We start from the raw sequence: 16,995 nt of genomic DNA on the forward strand, positions 1-16,995 counted from the left end.
GGCGCGTAGCGGTTCAGGCCGTTCGGTTCAGGGTCACGGCGCGGCTGTCGCCGCCGTTGGCCTTGCCGGACGCGCCGTAGCCGGTTCCCATGGCTCGCGCGCCTGCGACCTCCTGGGCGATGGTGCGGACCAGGCCTTCCGAGATCGTGCGCGCCGCCTCGACCGTGCGGCCGTGGATGGCGAGCACCGCCTCGAACGCCTCCGTCGCCTTGATCAGGGCCATGCGTTCGCTCGCCGGCGCGGAGGCCAGGATCGCCTTGTTGGCCTTGAGGTGCCCGGATTCCTTGCGATACTGGTTGGCCAGCTCCTGGGTCTCGGCCAGACCTGCCGTGACATCGGCCGCGCGACGGGTGGCGAAGGCGTCGGTCTCCTGCTCGAGCCGGGCGGTCAATCGGTCGGTCAGCGCCGTGAGTCTGCGCAGATAGGCCGTGGCGGTGGTCGGATCGTGGCTCATGCGACCGCTCCGGGCTGGGCCTGGGTCTGTTCGGTCTGCATGCGGATCATCTCGGACACGACGGTGTCGGCCAGGCCTATGCCTCCGGCGCGGACGGTCTGTTTGGCCATTTCGTCGATCATGAAGCTGCGCCAGGTGCCCTCGGCCTCGCCGCCGCCGAACGGGCCGTTGGTGTCGATACCCTCGAACATCGGCTTGAGCATCTGCGACAGGAAGGAGGCCTCGAACTTCTCGGCCGTCTCGCGCATGCGCGGCGTTTCCGCAGTCGGTGCGGCCATTGCCGAGGTCAGCAGGGAGGGGGAGACGGCCAGGTCACTCATCACAGAACCTCGATGTCGGCCTGCAGGGCGCCCGCCGCCTTGATGGCCTGAAGGATGGAGATCATGTCGCGGGGCGAGACGCCGAGCGCGTTCAGCCCGTTGACCAGGGTCGACAGCGAGGTCGCGCCGTTCACCAGCCGGATCTCGCGGCCCAGTTCTTCCTCGACCGTGACATCGGACTGCGGGACGACCGTGGTCTCGCCCTGGCTGAAGGGGGCCGGCTGGCTGACCTGCGGATTTTCCTGGACCGAGATGGTCAGGTTGCCCTGGGCGATGGCGACGGTGGAGATGCGGACGTTCTCGCCCATGACGATCACGCCGTTGACCTCGTCGATGATCACCCGGGCCGGGGTGTCGACCGCGACCGGCATGTTCTCGACGCGGCTGATGAAGGCGGCCATGCCGAGTTGGGCGGGCGCACGCAGGGCGACGACGGAGCCATTCTCGGCCAGGGCGGTCGAAGGGTAGGTGGCGTTGATGGCGGCGGCCACGCGCTGGGCCGTCGTGAAGTCGGGATTGCGCAGGGTCAGGCGCACTTCGGTGAGACTGTCGAGCTGGAAGCCGGTTTCGCGTTCGACCGTGGCGCCCGAGGCGATGCGGCCGGCGGTCGGCACGCCGCGTGTCACCGACGAGCCCGAACCGCCCGAGCCCGACACTGCACCGGTCTGCACCGAGCCCTGACCCACGGCATAGACCTGGCTGTCAGCCCCCTGGAGGCTGGTAACCAGAAGCGTGCCGCCGAGCAGGCTCTTGGCGTCGCACAGGCTGGAGACCGAGATATCCACCCGCGAGCCGGGCGTGGCGAAGGGCGGCAGTTCGGCCGTCACCATGACGGCCGCCAGGTTCTTGGAGTTTGCGTTGGTCCCGCGAATATTGACGCCAAGGCGCTCGGTCATGCCTTCCAGCGACTGGCGGGTGAAGGGGCAGTTGCGCAGGCTGTCGCCCGTGCCGTTCAGGCCGACGACGAGTCCGTAGCCGACCAGTTGGTTGGTCCGGACGCCCTCGATCGAGGCGATGTCCTTGATCCGCGACTGGGCCGACGCAGGGGCGGCCATCACGGCGCCGAGGGCGAAGGGGATCAGGAAGGCGGTGAGAAACTTTTGCACTGGCCGGCTTTCCACGAGGGTTCGGGGATAGGCGTTGCGAAGATCGTGCCGCGAAGAAAGCCGTTTTAAATCAACGAATCTGTCTGGCCGACGCCCGCCTGGCCCGGCAAATCCTGCCTTGCCGTTAACCAAACAGTGACGGTCGCCCGACGATGGTGCGGAATGTCCCGGAGTCTCCGCTCATGAAGGTCAACGGCCCGTCCGGCGCCGCCCCAACCGGCGGCCAGCGTCCGGTGCGCTCGGCCGGCGGCTTTTCCATGCCCCAGGCGTCAGGCGCGGCCCCGGTCAGTGCGTCGCAGGCGGCGGTTCCGGCGTCCGCGGTCGCCGATCTCTCGGCCCTGATGGCGCTTCAGGGCGTCGAAACGGCGACGGAGCGCCGTCGTCGCGCCATCCGTCGCGGCGGGACCCTGCTGGACCGGCTCGACGAGTTGAAGATCGCCATGCTGTCGGGTGAGGCCGGGGAAGGCGCGCTCGAACGCCTGGGGCGGACCCTGCGCGAGGAACGTCCGGAGGACGAGGACGCGGGCCTGACAGGCCTGCTCGAACAGATCGACCTGCGCGCTGCAGTTGAGCTGGCCAAGGCCGAAGTTCGCCGCAATGCAGCATAAACTGCGGAAAACGGGCCCTATTCCCCTGTTCCGGGGACAAGGTGAGGACGGAATGTCACGGTGCCGGGGCGAACGAAGCATTGCCGCGATCACGGACGCGCGAACACGGTTGCCGCGACTCTCCAGCCTGCCTATACGCCTGCAAGCGCCATGGGGGGCGTTGTTCTAGAGTGTGAGTGCGATGATGACCGCATTGGCCTCGATCGTGTCTGACGAACCGGTCGCCTACCGACCTTCCGACGACGAGCCGTTCATGAATGAACGTCAGCTCGCCTATTTCAAGCACAAGCTCATGGCGTGGCGGGATGACATCCTGCGCGAATCCAAAGGCACCGTGGTCAACCTGAAGGCCGAGACGGAGAACCATCCGGATCTGCTGGATCGGGCCTCGTCGGCCTCGGACCGCGCGCTGGAACTCCGCACCCGCGACCGACAGCGCAAGCTGATCTCCAAGATCGAGGATGCCCTGCGTCGGATCGAGGACGGCTCCTACGGCTATTGCGAGGAGACGGGCGAACCGATCGGTCTCGGGCGGCTGGAAGCCCGTCCGACCGCGACGATGTCCGTTGAAGCCCAGGAACGCCATGAGCGCCGCGAACGCGTTCACCGGGACGAGTGACCGCCTCTTCCTTCTCCCCCTGCGGGAGAAGGTGGCTGAGCGAAGCGAAGTCGGATGAGGGGTCACGCTGACCTCACCAATCGTCTGTGCCGAAACACCCGGCCGCCGGTGTCACCCCTCACCCGATCGCGCCAGAACGACGGCTTCGCCGCCGTGCGCGATTTCCCTCTCCCGCAAGGGGGAGAGGGAACGAACACCTACTCCGGAATGTCGCTGAAGTTGCCATAGCCGCTGCGGGCCAGATTGCCGAAGCGGGTGGTGTCGGCGTCGAAGCTCAGTTTCACGATGCCGATCGGGCCGTGGCGCTGCTTGCCGATGACGACCTCCGCCTGGTGTTCCAGAAGGTCCATGTCCTCCTGCCATTTCAGGTGCTCTTCCGTGCCTTCGCGCGGCTCGGTGCGGCCCAGATAGTAGCTTTCGCGATAGACGAACATGACGCAGTCGGCGTCTTGCTCGATCGAGCCCGACTCGCGCAGGTCTGACAGCTGTGGCCGCTTGTCCTCGCGGTTCTCGACCTGACGCGACAGCTGCGACAGGGCGATGATCGGCAGGTTCAGCTCCTTGGCCAGGGCCTTCAGGCCGCCGGTGATCTCGGACACCTCCTGCACCCGGTTCTTCTGCGCATTGCCGTCGCCGACGGTGATGAGCTGGAGGTAATCGACGATGATCAGGTCGAGGCCCTGCTCCATCCGCTTCAGGCGCCGTGCGCGGGCGGCCAGTTTGGAGATGGCCAGACCGCCGGTGGCGTCGATGTAGAGGGGGCTTTCACCGATCTCGATGGCGGCGTCGCGCACCTTGCCGAAGTCGGAGGCGTCGATCTCGCCCTTGCGCAGGCGGTCGGAGGACACGCCGGAGGCATCGGCCAGAATCCGCATGGCCAACTGTTCGGCGCTCATTTCCAGCGAGAAGAAGGCGACCACGCCGCCGGAGACCGTCTTGCGGCCGTCCGGCGTCGGCTCCCAGCGGTAGTTGCGGGCCACGTTGAAGGCGATGTTGGTCGCCAGCGCCGTCTTGCCCATCGACGGACGGCCCGCGAGGATCAGCAGGTCGGACGGGTGCATGCCGCCGAGCTTCGAATCCAGATCGTCCAGATGGGTCGCCAGACCGGCCAGCTTGCCGTCCCGCTGATAGGCCTCGCCCGCCATCTGGACGGCGCCGGCGAGGGCGGTCGAGAAGCTGACAAACCCGGACGAGGGCGCGCCGGTCTCGGCCAGCGAATACAGGGTCAGTTCCGCCTGCTCGATCTGGTCGATGGCGGCGGTCTCGGGGTTGGGGGCGTCCCTGACGATGTCGCCGCCGACGCGGATCAGGTCGCGGCGCAGGGCCAGATCATAGACCACACGGGCATAGTCCGGCGCGTTGGCGCCCAGGGGGGCGCGGTCCATCAGGTCGGCCAGATAGCGCAGGCCGCCGAACTCGGCGAAGGCCGGGTCCTGTTTGAACCGTTCCATCAGGATGGTCGGCTCGGCCAGCATGCCCTGGCGGATATGGTCCTCGATCGCGTCGTAGAGCCGCTGGTGGAAGGGCTCGTAGAAGTGCTGGCCGCGCAGGCGATCGCTGAGCCGCTCGAAGATGGCGTTGTCGAACATCAGGGCGCCCAGCAGCGCCTGTTCGGCCTCAAGGTTATGAGGCAGCGACGGAATCGCGACGGCCCCAAATGGATCGGAGGGGGCAAAGGGAGAGAAAGCGTTCATCGGGTTAACGCTTACCCGTCCCACGCCCCTGCGACAGGCCCGGACGCACCCGTCAACGGGGATGGTTTGGGACCGACTGTGGACCGCTGGAAAATCCCTAGACGGATCAGTTCAGGCGGCGATCAGACGGCGGGGCAGGGATAGCGCGAGACCATCCAGGCGCGGATGCCGTCGGTCGGTGTCATGCGGACGCGGCGCGTCTGGGGGATGGAGTTGAGATGGGCCAGCAGCTGCCGCGGGTTCACCGAAATGCTTTCGGGGGGACAGAATGGCGGCGTGCGTCCTGCCTCGCGAGCGGTGCGCACCTCGGCAGCGACAGTCCTGAAGGCGGTGTTGGCCTCCCCCATCAGCCGGCGTGCGTCGGAGCGCAGGGCCGAGGTCGGGTTCAGCGGCACACGATTGGCTTCGGTGACGAAGACGTCGAGGTTTCTGGCCTGCGCGTTCACCGAACCGGCGCACAGCAGGGTGCACGCCACAAACGCGGCGGCGACGACGGATTTCATGCGGACCCCCTCCAGTTTGAGCTCTGCAGTTCGCCGTGCGGTAGTGGCCAAATCATGACGTCCCAACGACAAACGGCGCGAGGATCGCTCCCCGCGCCGTTCCAGCCCTCGTTGTGGAGAGGCCGCTAAAAGTTGTAGCTCACGCGGGCGAACAGGAAGCGGCCGTTGAAGCCGTAGGGCGAGAAGCCGGGGAAGCCCACTGAACCCGTGCCGCCGTTGTTCGCGGACGGCGTGAAGTTCGGATACTCGTCCGTCAGGTTGTTGACACCTACGGCGGCCGTGACGCCCATCGGGAAGGTGTAGCGGCCTTCCAGATCGATCAGGGTCGCGTCGCCGGCCTGATAGTCCAGGGTCGATGTGTTGTTGGCGATCAGGACGCTGCCGTAATAGGTCGCGCGCGCCGTGGCCGAGAAGTCACCCAGACTCCAGTCGACGCTGCCGACGACCTTGCGCTTCGGCGTGCCGTCCGTGAACGATAGCTGGTTGGCGCGGTCGAACAGATAGCCCGGCGAGGTTGGAATGGCGACGGTCGAGGGAATCGAGGCCAGGTCCGTGATCTCGGTCGCGTTGAAGTTCGCGGCGCCCGTGAAGGTGAACTGACCGAAGTCCTGGTTGGTGCGGTAGCGGGCCACGACGTCCACGCCGTTGGTCGAGGTGTTGACGCCGTTCAGGAAGAAGCGTGCGCCGGTCACGCCGAAGGGCGCCAGCAGGGCCAGGGTGGCGCTGGTGGTCGCCGCCGACTGGCTGGGACGGGTCAGGCCGAGCGTCTCGGAGTAGATGATCCGGTCCTCGATATCGATCCGGTAGGCGTCGACCGTCAGCTCGAACCCGCCGTTCCGCAGAACGAAGCCGGCCGAGAAATTGGCCGAGTGTTCCGGCTGCAGCGGCGCCGAGCCGAGGGCGATGGCGACCGGGTCGTTGACCCGGAACGAGCCGGCCTGGACCAGGGAAGTGACGGGCACGCCGCCGACCACAGTGGTGACCAGGTTGGTGGCGACGTAGCTGAAGAACTGCTGCTGCAGGGCCGGAGCCTTGAAGCCGGTCGAGATCGCGCCGCGCAGGGCGAAATGCTCGTTGGCGTCCCAGCGGGCTGACAGCTTGCCGGTCAGGGTGTCGCCGAAGTCGGAATAATCCTCGTAACGTGCGGCGGCGCCGATGGTGACCGACTCGGACAGACGGCCTTCGAGGTCGATGTAGGCGCTGACGTTGCTACGCTCTTCATTGACGACGTTGGACGGCTGGAAGCCCGGGAAGCCCTGGGCGCCTGCGCCTGCGTTGAGCGGGCCCTTGTTGTAGGACTGCGGCTCACCGGCGTGCACGTCAAACGACTCGCGGCGATATTCGACGCCGAACGCGACGTTCAGCGGTTCGAACAGGTTGGCCTCGACCTGCTTCACACCGTCGATCGAGAGGGTCACCTGGTCATAGGCCAGACCGCCGGCGTCGAACGAGGTCTTGGACGCTGCGCCGTAGGAGGCGTTGACGGTGTTGAGAACGTTGTAGTCCAACTCGTTGCTGCCGTAGCCGACCGAGAAGTCCCAATCGATGCCGGCGGCCTCGCCCTTGAAGCCGCCGAACAGGTTGTAGTCGTCGATCCCGGCGGCGATCACCGGCAGGAAGCCGGTCGGGTAGATGGCCAGGACGTTGTTGGCGTTGTTGAAGGCGCGGGCCGTGGCGGCGGCCTCGGAATCGCGGTGCTGGTAGCCGCCGAAGGCGTAGGCTTCCCAGCCATTGGCCAGGGTGTTGCCGGCGTTGAACCAGATTGACTGGGCGCTCGTCTTCGGATCGCCGAATCGGCCGATGACCGTGGTGGACGAGCCGTTGGAGACGCTCCCCGGAGCAGCGAAGTCGGAGCGGTTGGTGGGATCACGTTCCTGCACTTCACCGGAGATGGTCAGGAAGCCGTCTTCGCCCAGAGGCAGGCCGATCCAGCCTGCGAGGGAGACCTGCTCGCCGTCATGGCGGTCGTGCGAGCCGCGGGCGGTATCGAACTTGGTGTCATAGACGCCGTAGACGGCCGTCAGGCCGCCGCCGGAGTTGGCCTCGCGAAGACGCAGGTTGATGACGCCGGCGATGGCGTCGGCGCCGTACTGGGCCGAGGCGCCGTCACGCAGGACTTCGACGCTGCCGAGGGTGATCGCCGGGATGGTGTTCAGATCGAACGCGGTCGATCCGCGACCGAGGTTGCCGTTGACGTTGACCAGGGCGGCGACGTGGCCGCGCTGGCCGTTGATCAGGACCAGGGTCTGGTCGGGGGCGAGGCCCCGCAGCGTCGCCGGGCGGACGTGGTCCGAACCGTCCGAGATGGCGGGACGGGGGAAGTTGATGGCCGGGGCGGTGGCGGCGAGCGCCGCAGCCAGCTCGGTGCCGGCACCCTGGCGCGTCAGGACCTCGCCGGAGATCACATCGACCGGGGCGACCGAGTCGAGACGCGTGCGGCCCACGGTGCGCGTGCCGGTGACGATGATCTCGTCGACCGCAGTCGCGTCCTGAGGCGCCGTCTGGGCCATCGCCGCGATCGGGCAGGCGAGCAGGGTCGTCGCGGAGCTGAAGCCGAGAAGGACGGAGCGGGAAATTCTGAGGTGCATGACGAGCCTGACGAGATGGGGCCGACGCGGGACGCGTGGCGCGCAAGATGTGGTCGGATGTCCGGCGTTGACCGCCGCGTGGTTATCGGCCGACCGGCTACGCAAGAATATTGCGCGGACCAGCGCGGACGCCCCCTATAATGCAAGCTGGGTGCGTCGGGCTGCGTGGTCAAGCGTGTGTTAATGCAAGCGACTGCCCTCGTTGCAATTTTGACATAGTTCGGTTCGCTTGCAGCAAAAAGGGCGTGCCCGGAGGACACGCCCTTTAGCGTCTCTATCGGCTCGACGAACCGATCTTCAGGATCAGGCCTCGGAGCCGAGACCGTCCTGTTGACCGGCGCCGCCCTCGACCATGTCGCGAGCCTGTTCGGCGGCCGCGGTGCGGTCCTCCTCGTAGGCCGACTTGATCACGTCCTCGCCCTTGGCCTGACGTTCGGCTTCATCAGCCGAGCGCGCGACGTTGATCGTGACCGTGGCGGAGACCTCGGCGTGCAGGCGAACCGGCACGACGTGCATCCCCAGGGTCTTGATCGGGGTGTTGAGCACGATCTGCGAACGTTCGACCTTGCCGCCCTCGGCCTGGATGGCCTCCATGACGTCGCGGCCGCCGACCGAACCGTACAGCTGGCCGGTTTCGCCGGCCTGACGGATCATCACATAGACCTGGCCGTCGATCTTCGAGGCGATCGCGCCGGCGTCGGTCTTGTTGCGTTCGTTGCGCGCCTCGATGGCGACGCGGTCCAGTTCGAACTTCTCCAGGTTCTTCGAGGTGGCGCGGAGCGCCTTCTCGCGGGGCAGGAGGAAGTTACGGGCGAAACCGTCCTTGACAGTGACGACGTCGCCGATGGCGCCGAGGTTCTCGACGCGTTCGAGCAGAACGACCTTCATCTTATTTCACCACGTAAGGCAGGAGGGCCAGATAGCGGGCGCGCTTGATGGCCTTGGCCAGTTCGCGCTGCTTGATCTGGGACACGGCGGTGATGCGCGAAGGCACGATCTTGCCGCGTTCGGAAATGTAGCGCTGCAGCAGCTTGACGTCCTTGTAGTCGATCTTCGGCGCGCCTTCGCCCGAGAACGGGCAGACCTTGCGACGACGATAGAAGGGACGACGGCCGGAGCCGCCCGAGCCGGCAGGGGTGCCGGGAACGTTGGCGGAGGGGGAGGTGGTGTCAGTCATGGGTCCAGATCTCCTTACGCGGCCACTTCGGCGTCTTCACGCGGCGTACGCTCGCGGTCACGCTCGCGCTCACGCTCGCGGCGGGCCAGCAGGGGCGACAGTTCCAGATCGAGTTCCTCGACCTTGACCGTCAGCCAGCGCAGCACGTCCTCGTTGATGCCGAGCTGACGCTCGACTTCGGCCATGGCGGGGGGCGGGCAGTCGATGGCCAGCAGGGAATAGTGAGCCTTGCGGTTCTTCTTGACCCGGTAGGTCAGGTTGCGCAGGCCCCAGTACTCGATCTTGGCGACGGATCCGCCGCCGGCCACGATGAGGTCCTTGATGGTGTCGTTGAGGGCTTCGGCCTGTTGCGCGCTGATATCCTGGCGCGACATGACCGTGTGCTCGTAAAGAGCCATAGTGCAGTCTCCCTTGTAGGGCGTCGGCGCGGACGGACCGGGTAAGTCCGAACCACGATGGATCCTGCAGCGGCGGCCGGGATGACTTCCCGAACCCTTTGGTGTTCCGCGACAGGACCGAAGCCCTGGAAAGCGGGCGCGTATAGGGGAAAAGGGGCGATCGGGCAAGGACGAAGGCCTGCGTGGCTCAGAAGCTCCTGCGCGCGCTGACATAGGCGCTGATCGTGCCTTCGGAGCGCGAGGTTTCGGAATAGACGGGCACGCCACGATCGCGGGGCGTGGCAAAGAAGATGAACGCGCCCTCCGAACCGCCGGACACGTTCAGCCCGCCGCTGAGACTGAGACGATCATCGGGTCGCCAACTCAGGCCCGCGCTGAAGCTGGGCTGGCTGCGGGACCGCACCAGGGCGCGCGGACCGTAGTTGCGCGTGGACTGGCCGCTGGACGCGTTGAGGCTCCAGTTGATGCGCTGGCTGACCAGATTCTGGCCAAGTCCCAGGCTCACGACCACGGGCTGTTCGTTGGATAGGCGGCGATCCACGAACGTGACGGGGTCCACCGTCTCGGACTGGCGAAGCTGAAGCGACGCCGAGGCGACCCCGCCGCCCATGCCGTAGCTGTCCAGCGGCAGGCGACCGGTGAATTTGGCCGTCTCGCGCCTCGCCGTGCCGACGTTTCGGGTGATGTTGTACAGACGCGGCATGGTCTCGCCGGGCGGGGTTTCCAGAATGACGACCTGGCCCAGGAGGTCGTCGAAGGCCTCGTGCGTCAGTTCGGCGACGAAGGACCCTTGGCGACCGAAAACCCGCTCATAGCGCGCCTGGGTCAGCCAGATCTGGGCCGGACGGATGTCCGGGTTTCCGCGCCCGAAGACGCCGGTCGAGAAGGCGGCGGAGGCCTGGAACGCGCCGAAGGAGAGCTGATCGACATTGCGTTCCAGCTTGAAGGCCAACTGGTGCCCGGCGGCGGGCGTCCAGGCGATGTTCAGGCGGGGCTTCAGGAAGTTGAGGTCGGTTTCGGCCGCGCCCGCGCTGCCGGTCGCGGTGATGCGGGACCGTTCGTACCGGAGCGCGCCGGTGACGCTGAGATTATCGCGCGGCGTCCAGACGCCGGAGACAAAGCTCTCGCTGCGCAGTTCCTCGACCCGCGTGTCGTCGCCCGGAAGCAGCAGGGGCAAGCCGTCGAACCGATAGGCCGTGCCGCTCTCGACGAAGTTGAAGGCGATCTCGGACCCGGCTTCGAAGTCGATCGAGCCGTAGGGAGTGGCGAGCGAGGCGAATTTCAGAGAGCCCGAACCGATGCTTTCCCCACGCCTGCCATCGCTGACCGTGGCGGAGGTGAATTCGGGGGTCTCGTAGGAACCTGTGCTGTCGTTGTCGATCAGCTGTTGCGAGCCGAGAACCTCCAGCGTCATGCCAAGGGGCAGGCTGCGGGTCCAGCGCAGACCGATCTCCCCCTTGGTCTGGGCGCTGTCCGACAGGGAGGTTTCACGACCGGATGGGACGATCAGCAGGTCGCTGCCCTCATAGCCGCTGCCATTGACGTCGATGAGGCCGTTCAGGCGGATGCGCCCGCCGGCGAACGGCCCTTCGTAGACGGTCGTGCCCGAGACGCCGTGGAAGTCGAAGACACCCTGACTACGGGCGAGCAGCAACAGTTCGCCGGTCGGCGATCGACGCTCGCGGATGCCCTCGTCGTCGCCCGATCCCTGATAGGCGCTGAGCGAGGCTTCCAGCGATCGGCCGTCCCACTGGCGGCGGGCTTGCAGGTTCAGATTGGGCTGGAGGCGGCCTTGGGTGTTGTTCGTAACGCTGGCGGAAACGGAGCCGGACACGCCGCCGTCAGGGCTGCGGATCACGTTGGCCACGACCGCCTTGCCCTGCATGTCGATACCGCCGGCGCCCGCTCGAACGATGTCGATGCGAACGACCTGGGCGGCCGGTATACGAGACAGGATGGACTGAAGGGAATCGCTGCGGACCGGCGGGCGTTCGCCGTCGATCAGGATGTTGCCGACGGTTCCGGCGAAGCCTCGGCCCGACGTGCCACCGTCAAACTGGAAACCCGGAATGCGCCCGGTCATGTCCAGGGCCGTGATGGGCCGGAACTCGGTGAAGAAGGCTGCTGGATAGGCGGTGACGTTGGGATCGGCGGTGGCTGCGGCGGCCTGAGCCTGGGCGGTGCTCGGGACGCCAGGGGTAAAGGCCAGGACGGCTGCACCCACCAGCGCGCACGCGCTCTTTCGTCCAACAGTCATGCAACGCCCCCAGGAATCTCAGCCTGAACTCTAGGTTGATGGCGATTGTGTCCGATCAACGGCGACGCTTGCAGGTTGTCGTCGGTCTTGAGCCGGTGGACCGGTTGGCCTACCCCTCCGCACTTCTCACACTGACCACGGACCCTATCGATGACCCTCGCCCTCCTGTTCCCCGGACAAGGCAGCCAGGCGGTCGGCATGGGGGCGGCGCTGGCCGACGCCTTCGGATCGGCGCGGGACGTGTTCGCCGAGATCGATCAGGCCCTGGGACAGGATCTGTCCGGCCTGATGCGCAACGGACCCGAGGACCAGCTGACCCTGACCGAGAACGCCCAGCCGGCCCTGATGGCCGTGTCCCTGGCCGTCATGCGGGTGCTGGACAAGGAGTTCGGCGTCTCCGTGGATCGCGCCGCCTTCGTCGCCGGCCATTCGCTGGGCGAATATTCGGCCTTGGCGGCGGCGGGCGCCCTGTCGCTGACCGACACCGCCCGCCTGTTGAAACTGCGCGGCCAGGCCATGCAGCGCGCCGTGCCCGTGGGGCAGGGGGCCATGGCCTCCCTCATCGGGCCGAAAACCGACCTCGCATTGGCCGAAGCCGCCGCTGCGGCGGGCGCCGAGGTCGGGGTCTGCGTCGTCGCCAACGACAACAACAACGGAAATGTCGTCATCTCGGGCGAGAAGGCCGCCGTCGATCGCGCCATCGAAAAGGCCAAGGAACTGGGCGCGCGGGCCATCCCGCTGAACGTCTCGGCGCCCTTCCACTGTCCGCTGATGCAGCCCGCCGCCGACGAGATGGCGACCGCCCTGGCGGCGGCCTCGCTGGTCTCTCCCGTCGTGCCGCTCGTGGCCAACATCACCGCCCGGCCTGAAACCGACGCCGCTGCGATCCGTCGCCTGCTGGTCGAACAGGTCACCGGTCGCGTCCGTTGGCGCGAGTCTATGGAGTGGATGGCGACCGAAGGGGGCGTGACCCGTTTCGTCGAGATCGGCTCCGGCAAGGTCCTGACCGGCATGGCCAAGCGCATCGCGCCGGACGCCGAGAGCCTGGCGCTCAACAGCCCCGAAGACATCGAGGCTTTCGCGAAGTCGCTTTGATTTCCTTCTCCCCTTGCGGGAGAAGGTGGCAGCCCTCCGACTTGATCGGGGGCTGACGAATGAGGGGTCACGCTGGTCTTTCCAGTGATCCCTCGAAACCCAAACGGAGAGGTCCGCGTGACCCCTCATCCGGCCCTCCGGGCCACCTTCTCCCGCAGGGGGAGAAGGGACAGGGAGACTCAAATGTTCGACCTCACAGGCAAGACCGCCCTCGTCACCGGCGCTACGGGCGGTATTGGCGGAGCCGTGGCCCGCGCCCTGCACGCGCAGGGGGCCACCGTCGTGCTGTCCGGCACGCGCGAGGCCGCTCTGGCGCAACTGGCGGCGGAGCTTGGGGACCGTGCGACCTTCTCGGCCGCGAACCTGTCGGAACCGACCTCGGTCGATGGCCTCGTGGCGGCGGCGGAGGCCGTGGCGGGTGCTCCTCTCGATATCCTGGTCGCCAACGCGGGCATCACCAGGGACGGCCTGCTGATGCGGATGAAGGATGAGGATTTCCAGTCCGTCCTCACCGTCAATCTGGAGAGTTATTTCCGCCTGTCGCGCGCCGTCATGAAGGGGATGATGAAGCGCCGTTCGGGCCGGATCATCGGCATCACCTCTGTGGTCGGCGTCACCGGAAACGCCGGCCAGACCAACTATGCGGCGTCCAAGGCCGGGATGATCGGCTTTTCCAAATCCCTGGCCCAGGAGGTCGGCAGCCGCGGCATCACTGTGAACTGCATCGCCCCGGGCTTCATCACCTCGCCGATGACCGACGTGCTGAACGAGCAGCAGCGTGAGGGCATCCTGCGCAACATCCCGGCCGGGCGTCTGGGCACGGGCGACGAGATCGCCGCCGCCGCCGTCTATCTGTCGTCCGACGAAGCCGCCTATGTCACGGGGCAGACGCTGCACGTGAACGGCGGCATGGCGATGATCTGATGATCGCGCTGCGCTACCTCGCCACCATCCTCAGCGGTCCGCTGCTGCTGGTCGGCGTCATCTGGGTGTTGCAGGGACTGAACATCCTGCCGGGCAGTTTCATGACCGGCCAGATCATCTGGGCGGCATACGGCGCGCCTATGGCCGTGGCGGGCAGCGCCCTGGCGTGGTGGGTCAACCTCCGCCGCTGATCAAAGCCCTCGGGCTCAGGTCGCGCGACCGCGCGATCGCCCATCAATGAGAGTTCACACCTATTTCCCTCGCCGAGGGGTGTGCTAAAGGCCGGGCAACCGGTTGGGCCAGTGAGGCGTTGCCTCTTGCGCAAGCGGAGCCGTCGTGAGACGGCAAGACCACCATACGCCGCTCCGGCGGCTCTAGAAGGCAGAGACACACATGTCCGACACCCTGGAACGCGTCCGCAAGATCGTCATCGACCACCTGGACGCCGATCCGGACAAGGTCACCGAAAAGGCCAGCTTCATCGACGACCTGGGCGCTGACTCGCTCGACAACGTCGAATTGGTCATGGCCTTCGAAGAAGAGTTCGATATCGAGATCCCCGACGACGCCGCCGAACACATTCAGACCGTCGGCGACGCGGTGAAGTTCATCGACGAGAAGACCGCGGCCTAAGCCTCGGTCGGCTCAGCCGGCAGTCAATGGCCGCCCGGCCCTCCTAGCGGAGAGGCCCGGCGGCCATTACTGTTTCTGATTCAGGATTCGCGGAGCTGGAGCCCGACATCATGCGTCGCGTCGTCGTTACCGGTCTCGGCCTTGTCACGCCCCTGGGCAACGGGGTCGATTTGAGCTGGAAAGGCATCCTCGAGGGCCGTTCCGGCATCCGACAGATCACGGCCTTCGATACCGAGGGCTTCGGCTGCACCATCGCGGGCGAGGTTCCGAGCGTGGACGGTCGCGGCGGGGGCGGGCCCGACATCCCCGGCAGCTTTGATCCCGACGCGATCATGACGCCCAAGGAACGGAAGCGGGTCGACGACTTCATCCTGTTCGGCATCGCAGCGGCCGACGAAGCTCTGAACGACGCCAATTGGCATCCCGACACGGACGAGGACAAGGAACGCACCGGCGTCATCATGGGGGCCGGCATAGGCGGCCTGGGTCCCATCGCCGAAAGCGCGGCGATCCTGGCCGAATCCGGTCCGCGCCGGGTCAGCCCCTTCTTCATCCCCTCGGCCCTGATCAACCTGGCCAGCGGCCAGATTTCGATCCGCCACGGCCTGAAGGGGCCGAACCACGCCGTCGTGACGGCCTGCGCCTCCGGCGTGCACGCTATTGGCGACGCGGCGCGGATGATCATGCTGGACGATGCCGATGTGATGGTGGCGGGCGGGGCCGAGAGCTCCATCGTGCCGCTCGGTATCGCCGGCTTCCTCGCCTGCAAGGCCCTCTGCACCGCCTATAACGACACGCCGGAGAAGGCCTCGCGCCCCTATGACCGGGGTCATGCAGGCTTCGTCATGGGCGAGGGCGCCGGGGTCGTCATCCTCGAGGAATACGAACACGCCAGGGCGCGCGGCGCGAAGATCTACGCCGAGGTCATCGGCTACGGCATGTCGGGCGACGCCTGGCACATCACCGCCCCGTCCGAGGACGGCGACGGCGCCTATCGCGCCATGAAGGCGGCGGTGAAACGGGCCGGGATCGCGGTCGAGGACATCGACTACGTCAATGCCCACGGCACCTCGACCATGGCCGACTGGATCGAGCTGCGCGCGGTCGAGCGGCTGGTCGGCGATCACGCCAAGGACATGGCCATGTCCTCGACCAAGTCGATGACCGGCCACCTGCTCGGCGCCGCCGGGGCCATCGAGGCGGTGTTCAGCATCCTGGCCATCCGCGACCAGATCGCGCCGCCGACGATCAACCTCGATGACCCGGAACACGAAACCGCCATCGATCTCGTGCCACACAGGGGCAAGCCGATGGAGATCGATGTGGCCATGTCCAACAGCTTCGGATTCGGCGGCACCAACGCCTCCATCATCTTCCGCAAGGTGGCCTGACCGTGGCGAACGCCGGGGGGGCGCCGAAGCGGCAACGGCCGGGTCTGATGGCGGCGCTGCTGGCGGCGTCCGCGACCTTCAGCCTGTTCCTGATCGCGGCTCTGGGCTGGGGGTGGAGCGTCTATTACGCGCCCGGACCGACGGCGCGCGAAGGCGACACGACGGTGGTCACCCTCCCGTCCGGGTCGGGCGTCTCGGCCATCGCCGCGACGCTGAAGCGCGCCGGCGTGATCCGGTCCGTCGACATGTTCAAGGCCGCCGCCACCCTGACCGGGGCGGATCGTCGACTGCGCGCCGGCGAGTACGAAGTGCCGGCCCGCGCCTCGCTGAAGGCCGTCATCGGCCTGCTGACCGACGGGCGGGTGGTGCGCCATTTCGTGACCATCCCCGAGGGCTGGTCCTCGGCTCAGGCGGTGGACATCCTGAATGCCGAGGCGATCCTGACCGGGACCATCGACGAAGTGCCTGAGGAAGGCTCCCTGTGGGCCGACACCTATGAGGTCTCGCGCGGCGAGACGCGGGCCTCGGTGATCGCGCGCATGCAGCGCGACGCCGCCGACAACCTCGCCCGCCTCTGGGCCACCCGCAGCCCGAATACGGTGGTCCGCACCCCCGAGGAGGCCGTGATCCTGGCGTCTGTTGTGGAGAAGGAGACCGGGCTGGCCCGCGAGCGGCCCCGCGTGGCGGCCGTGTTTTCGAACCGGCTGCGTCTCGGCATGCGTCTGGAGAGCGACCCCACCATCATCTACGGCATCACCAAAGGCCGTCCGCTGGGACGCGGCATCCGTCTGTCGGAGCTGCAGCGCGACACGGGCTGGAACACCTATCTGATCGACGGCCTGCCGCCGACGCCGATCGCCAATCCAGGGCGTCAGGCGCTGGAGGCGGTGCTCAATCCGCCGGCGACGCAGGACCTGTTCTTCGTCGCTGACGGGACGGGCGGCCACGCCTTCGCCCGGACCTATGAAGAGCATCTGATGAACGTGTCGCGCTGGCGGGCGATCGAGGCGGGCAAGGCCCCGCCGGCCGAGACCCTGCCGCCCGGCGCGGTTCCCGGCGCCCCGCCGCCCGGACAGGGCGCGCCGGAAGGCGCGGCGGTGGCCCCGCCCACCGTGACCGGCGAGGCCGTGATCACCATGCAGGCGCCCGGAACGGTGACGCCGTCGCGGACCCTGCGTCCCACGCCCCCTGCGACCACACCGCCGGTTCCGGCGAACGGACCGTGAGC

Annotated in this window: 18 protein-coding genes; 8 read left to right on the top strand and 10 right to left on the bottom strand. The window is 67.2% G+C overall.

Going from position 1 to position 16,995, the window contains the following annotated elements; translation table 11 throughout:
* Window positions 1-13 precede the first annotated feature (13 nt).
* The 3 genes from ACP7A5_RS11565 to ACP7A5_RS11575 are packed head-to-tail and all read right to left on the bottom strand — an operon-like array spanning window position 14 to window position 1,829.
* The gene (locus ACP7A5_RS11565; RefSeq protein ID WP_426042060.1) at window positions 14-454 is read right to left on the bottom strand and encodes a flagellar basal-body protein FlbY; all 441 of its coding nucleotides are present in this window, start codon (window positions 452-454) and stop codon (window positions 14-16) included.
* Window positions 451-774: a rod-binding protein gene (locus tag ACP7A5_RS11570; protein ID WP_426042061.1), complete on the bottom strand. Its 324-nt coding sequence runs from the start codon at window positions 772-774 to the stop codon at window positions 451-453. The genes ACP7A5_RS11565 and ACP7A5_RS11570 overlap by 4 nt, the downstream gene beginning before the upstream one ends.
* Window positions 774-1,829, bottom strand: coding sequence for a flagellar basal body P-ring protein FlgI (locus ACP7A5_RS11575; RefSeq protein WP_426042101.1), 1,056 nt, complete (start codon window positions 1,827-1,829; stop codon window positions 774-776). Before ACP7A5_RS11575 ends, ACP7A5_RS11570 begins: the two co-directional genes overlap by 1 nt.
* Before the next feature lie 233 nt (window positions 1,830-2,062).
* Here ACP7A5_RS11575 and ACP7A5_RS11580 point away from each other — a divergent pair, with 233 nt between their 5' ends.
* Complete coding sequence (locus tag ACP7A5_RS11580) at window positions 2,063-2,488, top strand: flagellar assembly protein FliX (RefSeq protein WP_426042062.1); 426 nt, start codon at window positions 2,063-2,065, stop codon at window positions 2,486-2,488.
* 184 nt (window positions 2,489-2,672) lie between these two features.
* Window positions 2,673-3,107 carry an RNA polymerase-binding protein DksA gene (dksA, locus tag ACP7A5_RS11585; protein WP_426042102.1) on the top strand — a complete coding sequence of 145 codons (435 nt, stop codon included), beginning with the start codon at window positions 2,673-2,675 and terminating at the stop codon, window positions 3,105-3,107.
* A 197-nt stretch (window positions 3,108-3,304) separates the two neighbouring features.
* Here dksA and ACP7A5_RS11590 read toward each other — a convergent pair whose 3' ends face one another.
* The 7 genes from ACP7A5_RS11590 to ACP7A5_RS11620 all read right to left on the bottom strand — a co-directional run bounded on the left by ACP7A5_RS11590 (window position 3,305) and on the right by ACP7A5_RS11620 (window position 11,691).
* On the bottom strand, window positions 3,305-4,801 hold the full coding sequence (locus tag ACP7A5_RS11590) for a replicative DNA helicase (RefSeq protein WP_426042063.1): 1,497 nt from the start codon (window positions 4,799-4,801) through the stop codon (window positions 3,305-3,307).
* 122 nt (window positions 4,802-4,923) lie between these two features.
* A complete protein-coding gene (locus ACP7A5_RS11595; protein WP_426042064.1) occupies window positions 4,924-5,304 on the bottom strand; it encodes a hypothetical protein in 381 nt (126 codons plus the stop codon).
* A 125-nt stretch (window positions 5,305-5,429) separates the two neighbouring features.
* Window positions 5,430-7,892 carry a TonB-dependent receptor plug domain-containing protein gene (locus tag ACP7A5_RS11600; RefSeq protein ID WP_426042065.1) on the bottom strand — a complete coding sequence of 821 codons (2,463 nt, stop codon included), beginning with the start codon at window positions 7,890-7,892 and terminating at the stop codon, window positions 5,430-5,432.
* A 303-nt stretch (window positions 7,893-8,195) separates the two neighbouring features.
* Window positions 8,196-8,780, bottom strand: a complete 585-nt coding sequence (gene rplI / locus ACP7A5_RS11605; RefSeq protein ID WP_426042066.1) for a 50S ribosomal protein L9 — start codon at window positions 8,778-8,780, stop codon at window positions 8,196-8,198.
* Between the two features lies 1 nt (window position 8,781).
* Window positions 8,782-9,069, bottom strand: a complete 288-nt coding sequence (rpsR, locus tag ACP7A5_RS11610; protein ID WP_303696100.1) for a 30S ribosomal protein S18 — start codon at window positions 9,067-9,069, stop codon at window positions 8,782-8,784.
* A 14-nt stretch (window positions 9,070-9,083) separates the two neighbouring features.
* Complete coding sequence (rpsF, locus tag ACP7A5_RS11615) at window positions 9,084-9,467, bottom strand: 30S ribosomal protein S6 (protein WP_303696101.1); 384 nt, start codon at window positions 9,465-9,467, stop codon at window positions 9,084-9,086.
* Between the two features lie 187 nt (window positions 9,468-9,654).
* The gene (locus ACP7A5_RS11620; protein WP_426042067.1) at window positions 9,655-11,691 is read right to left on the bottom strand and encodes a TonB-dependent receptor plug domain-containing protein; all 2,037 of its coding nucleotides are present in this window, start codon (window positions 11,689-11,691) and stop codon (window positions 9,655-9,657) included.
* A 183-nt stretch (window positions 11,692-11,874) separates the two neighbouring features.
* Here ACP7A5_RS11620 and fabD point away from each other — a divergent pair, with 183 nt between their 5' ends.
* The 6 genes from fabD (at window position 11,875) to mltG (ending at window position 16,993) form a co-directional block, all read left to right on the top strand.
* Entirely contained in the window at window positions 11,875-12,819 is a 945-nt protein-coding gene (gene fabD, locus ACP7A5_RS11625) for an ACP S-malonyltransferase (RefSeq protein ID WP_426042068.1), read from the top strand.
* A gap of 183 nt (window positions 12,820-13,002) precedes the next feature.
* Window positions 13,003-13,743 carry a 3-oxoacyl-[acyl-carrier-protein] reductase gene (gene fabG / locus ACP7A5_RS11630; RefSeq protein WP_426042069.1) on the top strand — a complete coding sequence of 247 codons (741 nt, stop codon included), beginning with the start codon at window positions 13,003-13,005 and terminating at the stop codon, window positions 13,741-13,743.
* Window positions 13,743-13,934 carry a hypothetical protein gene (locus tag ACP7A5_RS11635; protein ID WP_426042070.1) on the top strand — a complete coding sequence of 64 codons (192 nt, stop codon included), beginning with the start codon at window positions 13,743-13,745 and terminating at the stop codon, window positions 13,932-13,934. Before fabG ends, ACP7A5_RS11635 begins: the two co-directional genes overlap by 1 nt.
* Before the next feature lie 202 nt (window positions 13,935-14,136).
* The gene (locus ACP7A5_RS11640; protein WP_013270001.1) at window positions 14,137-14,376 is read left to right on the top strand and encodes an acyl carrier protein; all 240 of its coding nucleotides are present in this window, start codon (window positions 14,137-14,139) and stop codon (window positions 14,374-14,376) included.
* Window positions 14,377-14,486: 110 nt separating this feature from the next.
* A complete protein-coding gene (fabF, locus tag ACP7A5_RS11645) occupies window positions 14,487-15,767 on the top strand; it encodes a beta-ketoacyl-ACP synthase II (RefSeq protein WP_426042071.1) in 1,281 nt (426 codons plus the stop codon).
* Between the two features lie 47 nt (window positions 15,768-15,814).
* Window positions 15,815-16,993 (top strand): endolytic transglycosylase MltG, encoded by a 1,179-nt coding sequence (gene mltG / locus ACP7A5_RS11650; RefSeq protein ID WP_426042103.1) that lies wholly within the window; start codon window positions 15,815-15,817, stop codon window positions 16,991-16,993.
* Window positions 16,994-16,995: the final 2 nt, after the last annotated feature.

Origin of the sequence: Brevundimonas sp. TWP2-3-4b1 (assembly GCF_049897665.1) — a bacterium.
In the GTDB taxonomy this organism is placed as follows: domain Bacteria; phylum Pseudomonadota; class Alphaproteobacteria; order Caulobacterales; family Caulobacteraceae; genus Brevundimonas; species Brevundimonas subvibrioides_B.

Bases quoted from the DNA above. Each gene is read 5' to 3' on its own strand.
- ACP7A5_RS11565 (WP_426042060.1), bottom strand. From the start codon at position 454: ATGAGCCACGATCCGACCACCGCCACGGCCTATCTGCGCAGACTCACG.
- ACP7A5_RS11570 (WP_426042061.1), bottom strand. From the start codon at position 774: ATGAGTGACCTGGCCGTCTCCCCCTCCCTGCTGACCTCGGCAATGGCC.
- ACP7A5_RS11575 (WP_426042101.1), bottom strand. From the start codon at position 1,829: ATGGCCGCCCCTGCGTCGGCCCAGTCGCGGATCAAGGACATCGCCTCG.
- ACP7A5_RS11580 (WP_426042062.1), top strand. From the start codon at position 2,063: ATGAAGGTCAACGGCCCGTCCGGCGCCGCCCCAACCGGCGGCCAGCGT.
- dksA (WP_426042102.1), top strand. From the start codon at position 2,673: ATGACCGCATTGGCCTCGATCGTGTCTGACGAACCGGTCGCCTACCGA.
- ACP7A5_RS11590 (WP_426042063.1), bottom strand. From the start codon at position 4,801: ATGAACGCTTTCTCTCCCTTTGCCCCCTCCGATCCATTTGGGGCCGTC.
- ACP7A5_RS11595 (WP_426042064.1), bottom strand. From the start codon at position 5,304: ATGAAATCCGTCGTCGCCGCCGCGTTTGTGGCGTGCACCCTGCTGTGC.
- ACP7A5_RS11600 (WP_426042065.1), bottom strand. From the start codon at position 7,892: ATGCACCTCAGAATTTCCCGCTCCGTCCTTCTCGGCTTCAGCTCCGCG.
- rplI (WP_426042066.1), bottom strand. From the start codon at position 8,780: ATGAAGGTCGTTCTGCTCGAACGCGTCGAGAACCTCGGCGCCATCGGC.
- rpsR (WP_303696100.1), bottom strand. From the start codon at position 9,069: ATGACTGACACCACCTCCCCCTCCGCCAACGTTCCCGGCACCCCTGCC.
- rpsF (WP_303696101.1), bottom strand. From the start codon at position 9,467: ATGGCTCTTTACGAGCACACGGTCATGTCGCGCCAGGATATCAGCGCG.
- fabD (WP_426042068.1), top strand. From the start codon at position 11,875: ATGACCCTCGCCCTCCTGTTCCCCGGACAAGGCAGCCAGGCGGTCGGC.
- fabG (WP_426042069.1), top strand. From the start codon at position 13,003: ATGTTCGACCTCACAGGCAAGACCGCCCTCGTCACCGGCGCTACGGGC.
- ACP7A5_RS11635 (WP_426042070.1), top strand. From the start codon at position 13,743: ATGATCGCGCTGCGCTACCTCGCCACCATCCTCAGCGGTCCGCTGCTG.
- ACP7A5_RS11640 (WP_013270001.1), top strand. From the start codon at position 14,137: ATGTCCGACACCCTGGAACGCGTCCGCAAGATCGTCATCGACCACCTG.
- fabF (WP_426042071.1), top strand. From the start codon at position 14,487: ATGCGTCGCGTCGTCGTTACCGGTCTCGGCCTTGTCACGCCCCTGGGC.
- mltG (WP_426042103.1), top strand. From the start codon at position 15,815: ATGGCGGCGCTGCTGGCGGCGTCCGCGACCTTCAGCCTGTTCCTGATC.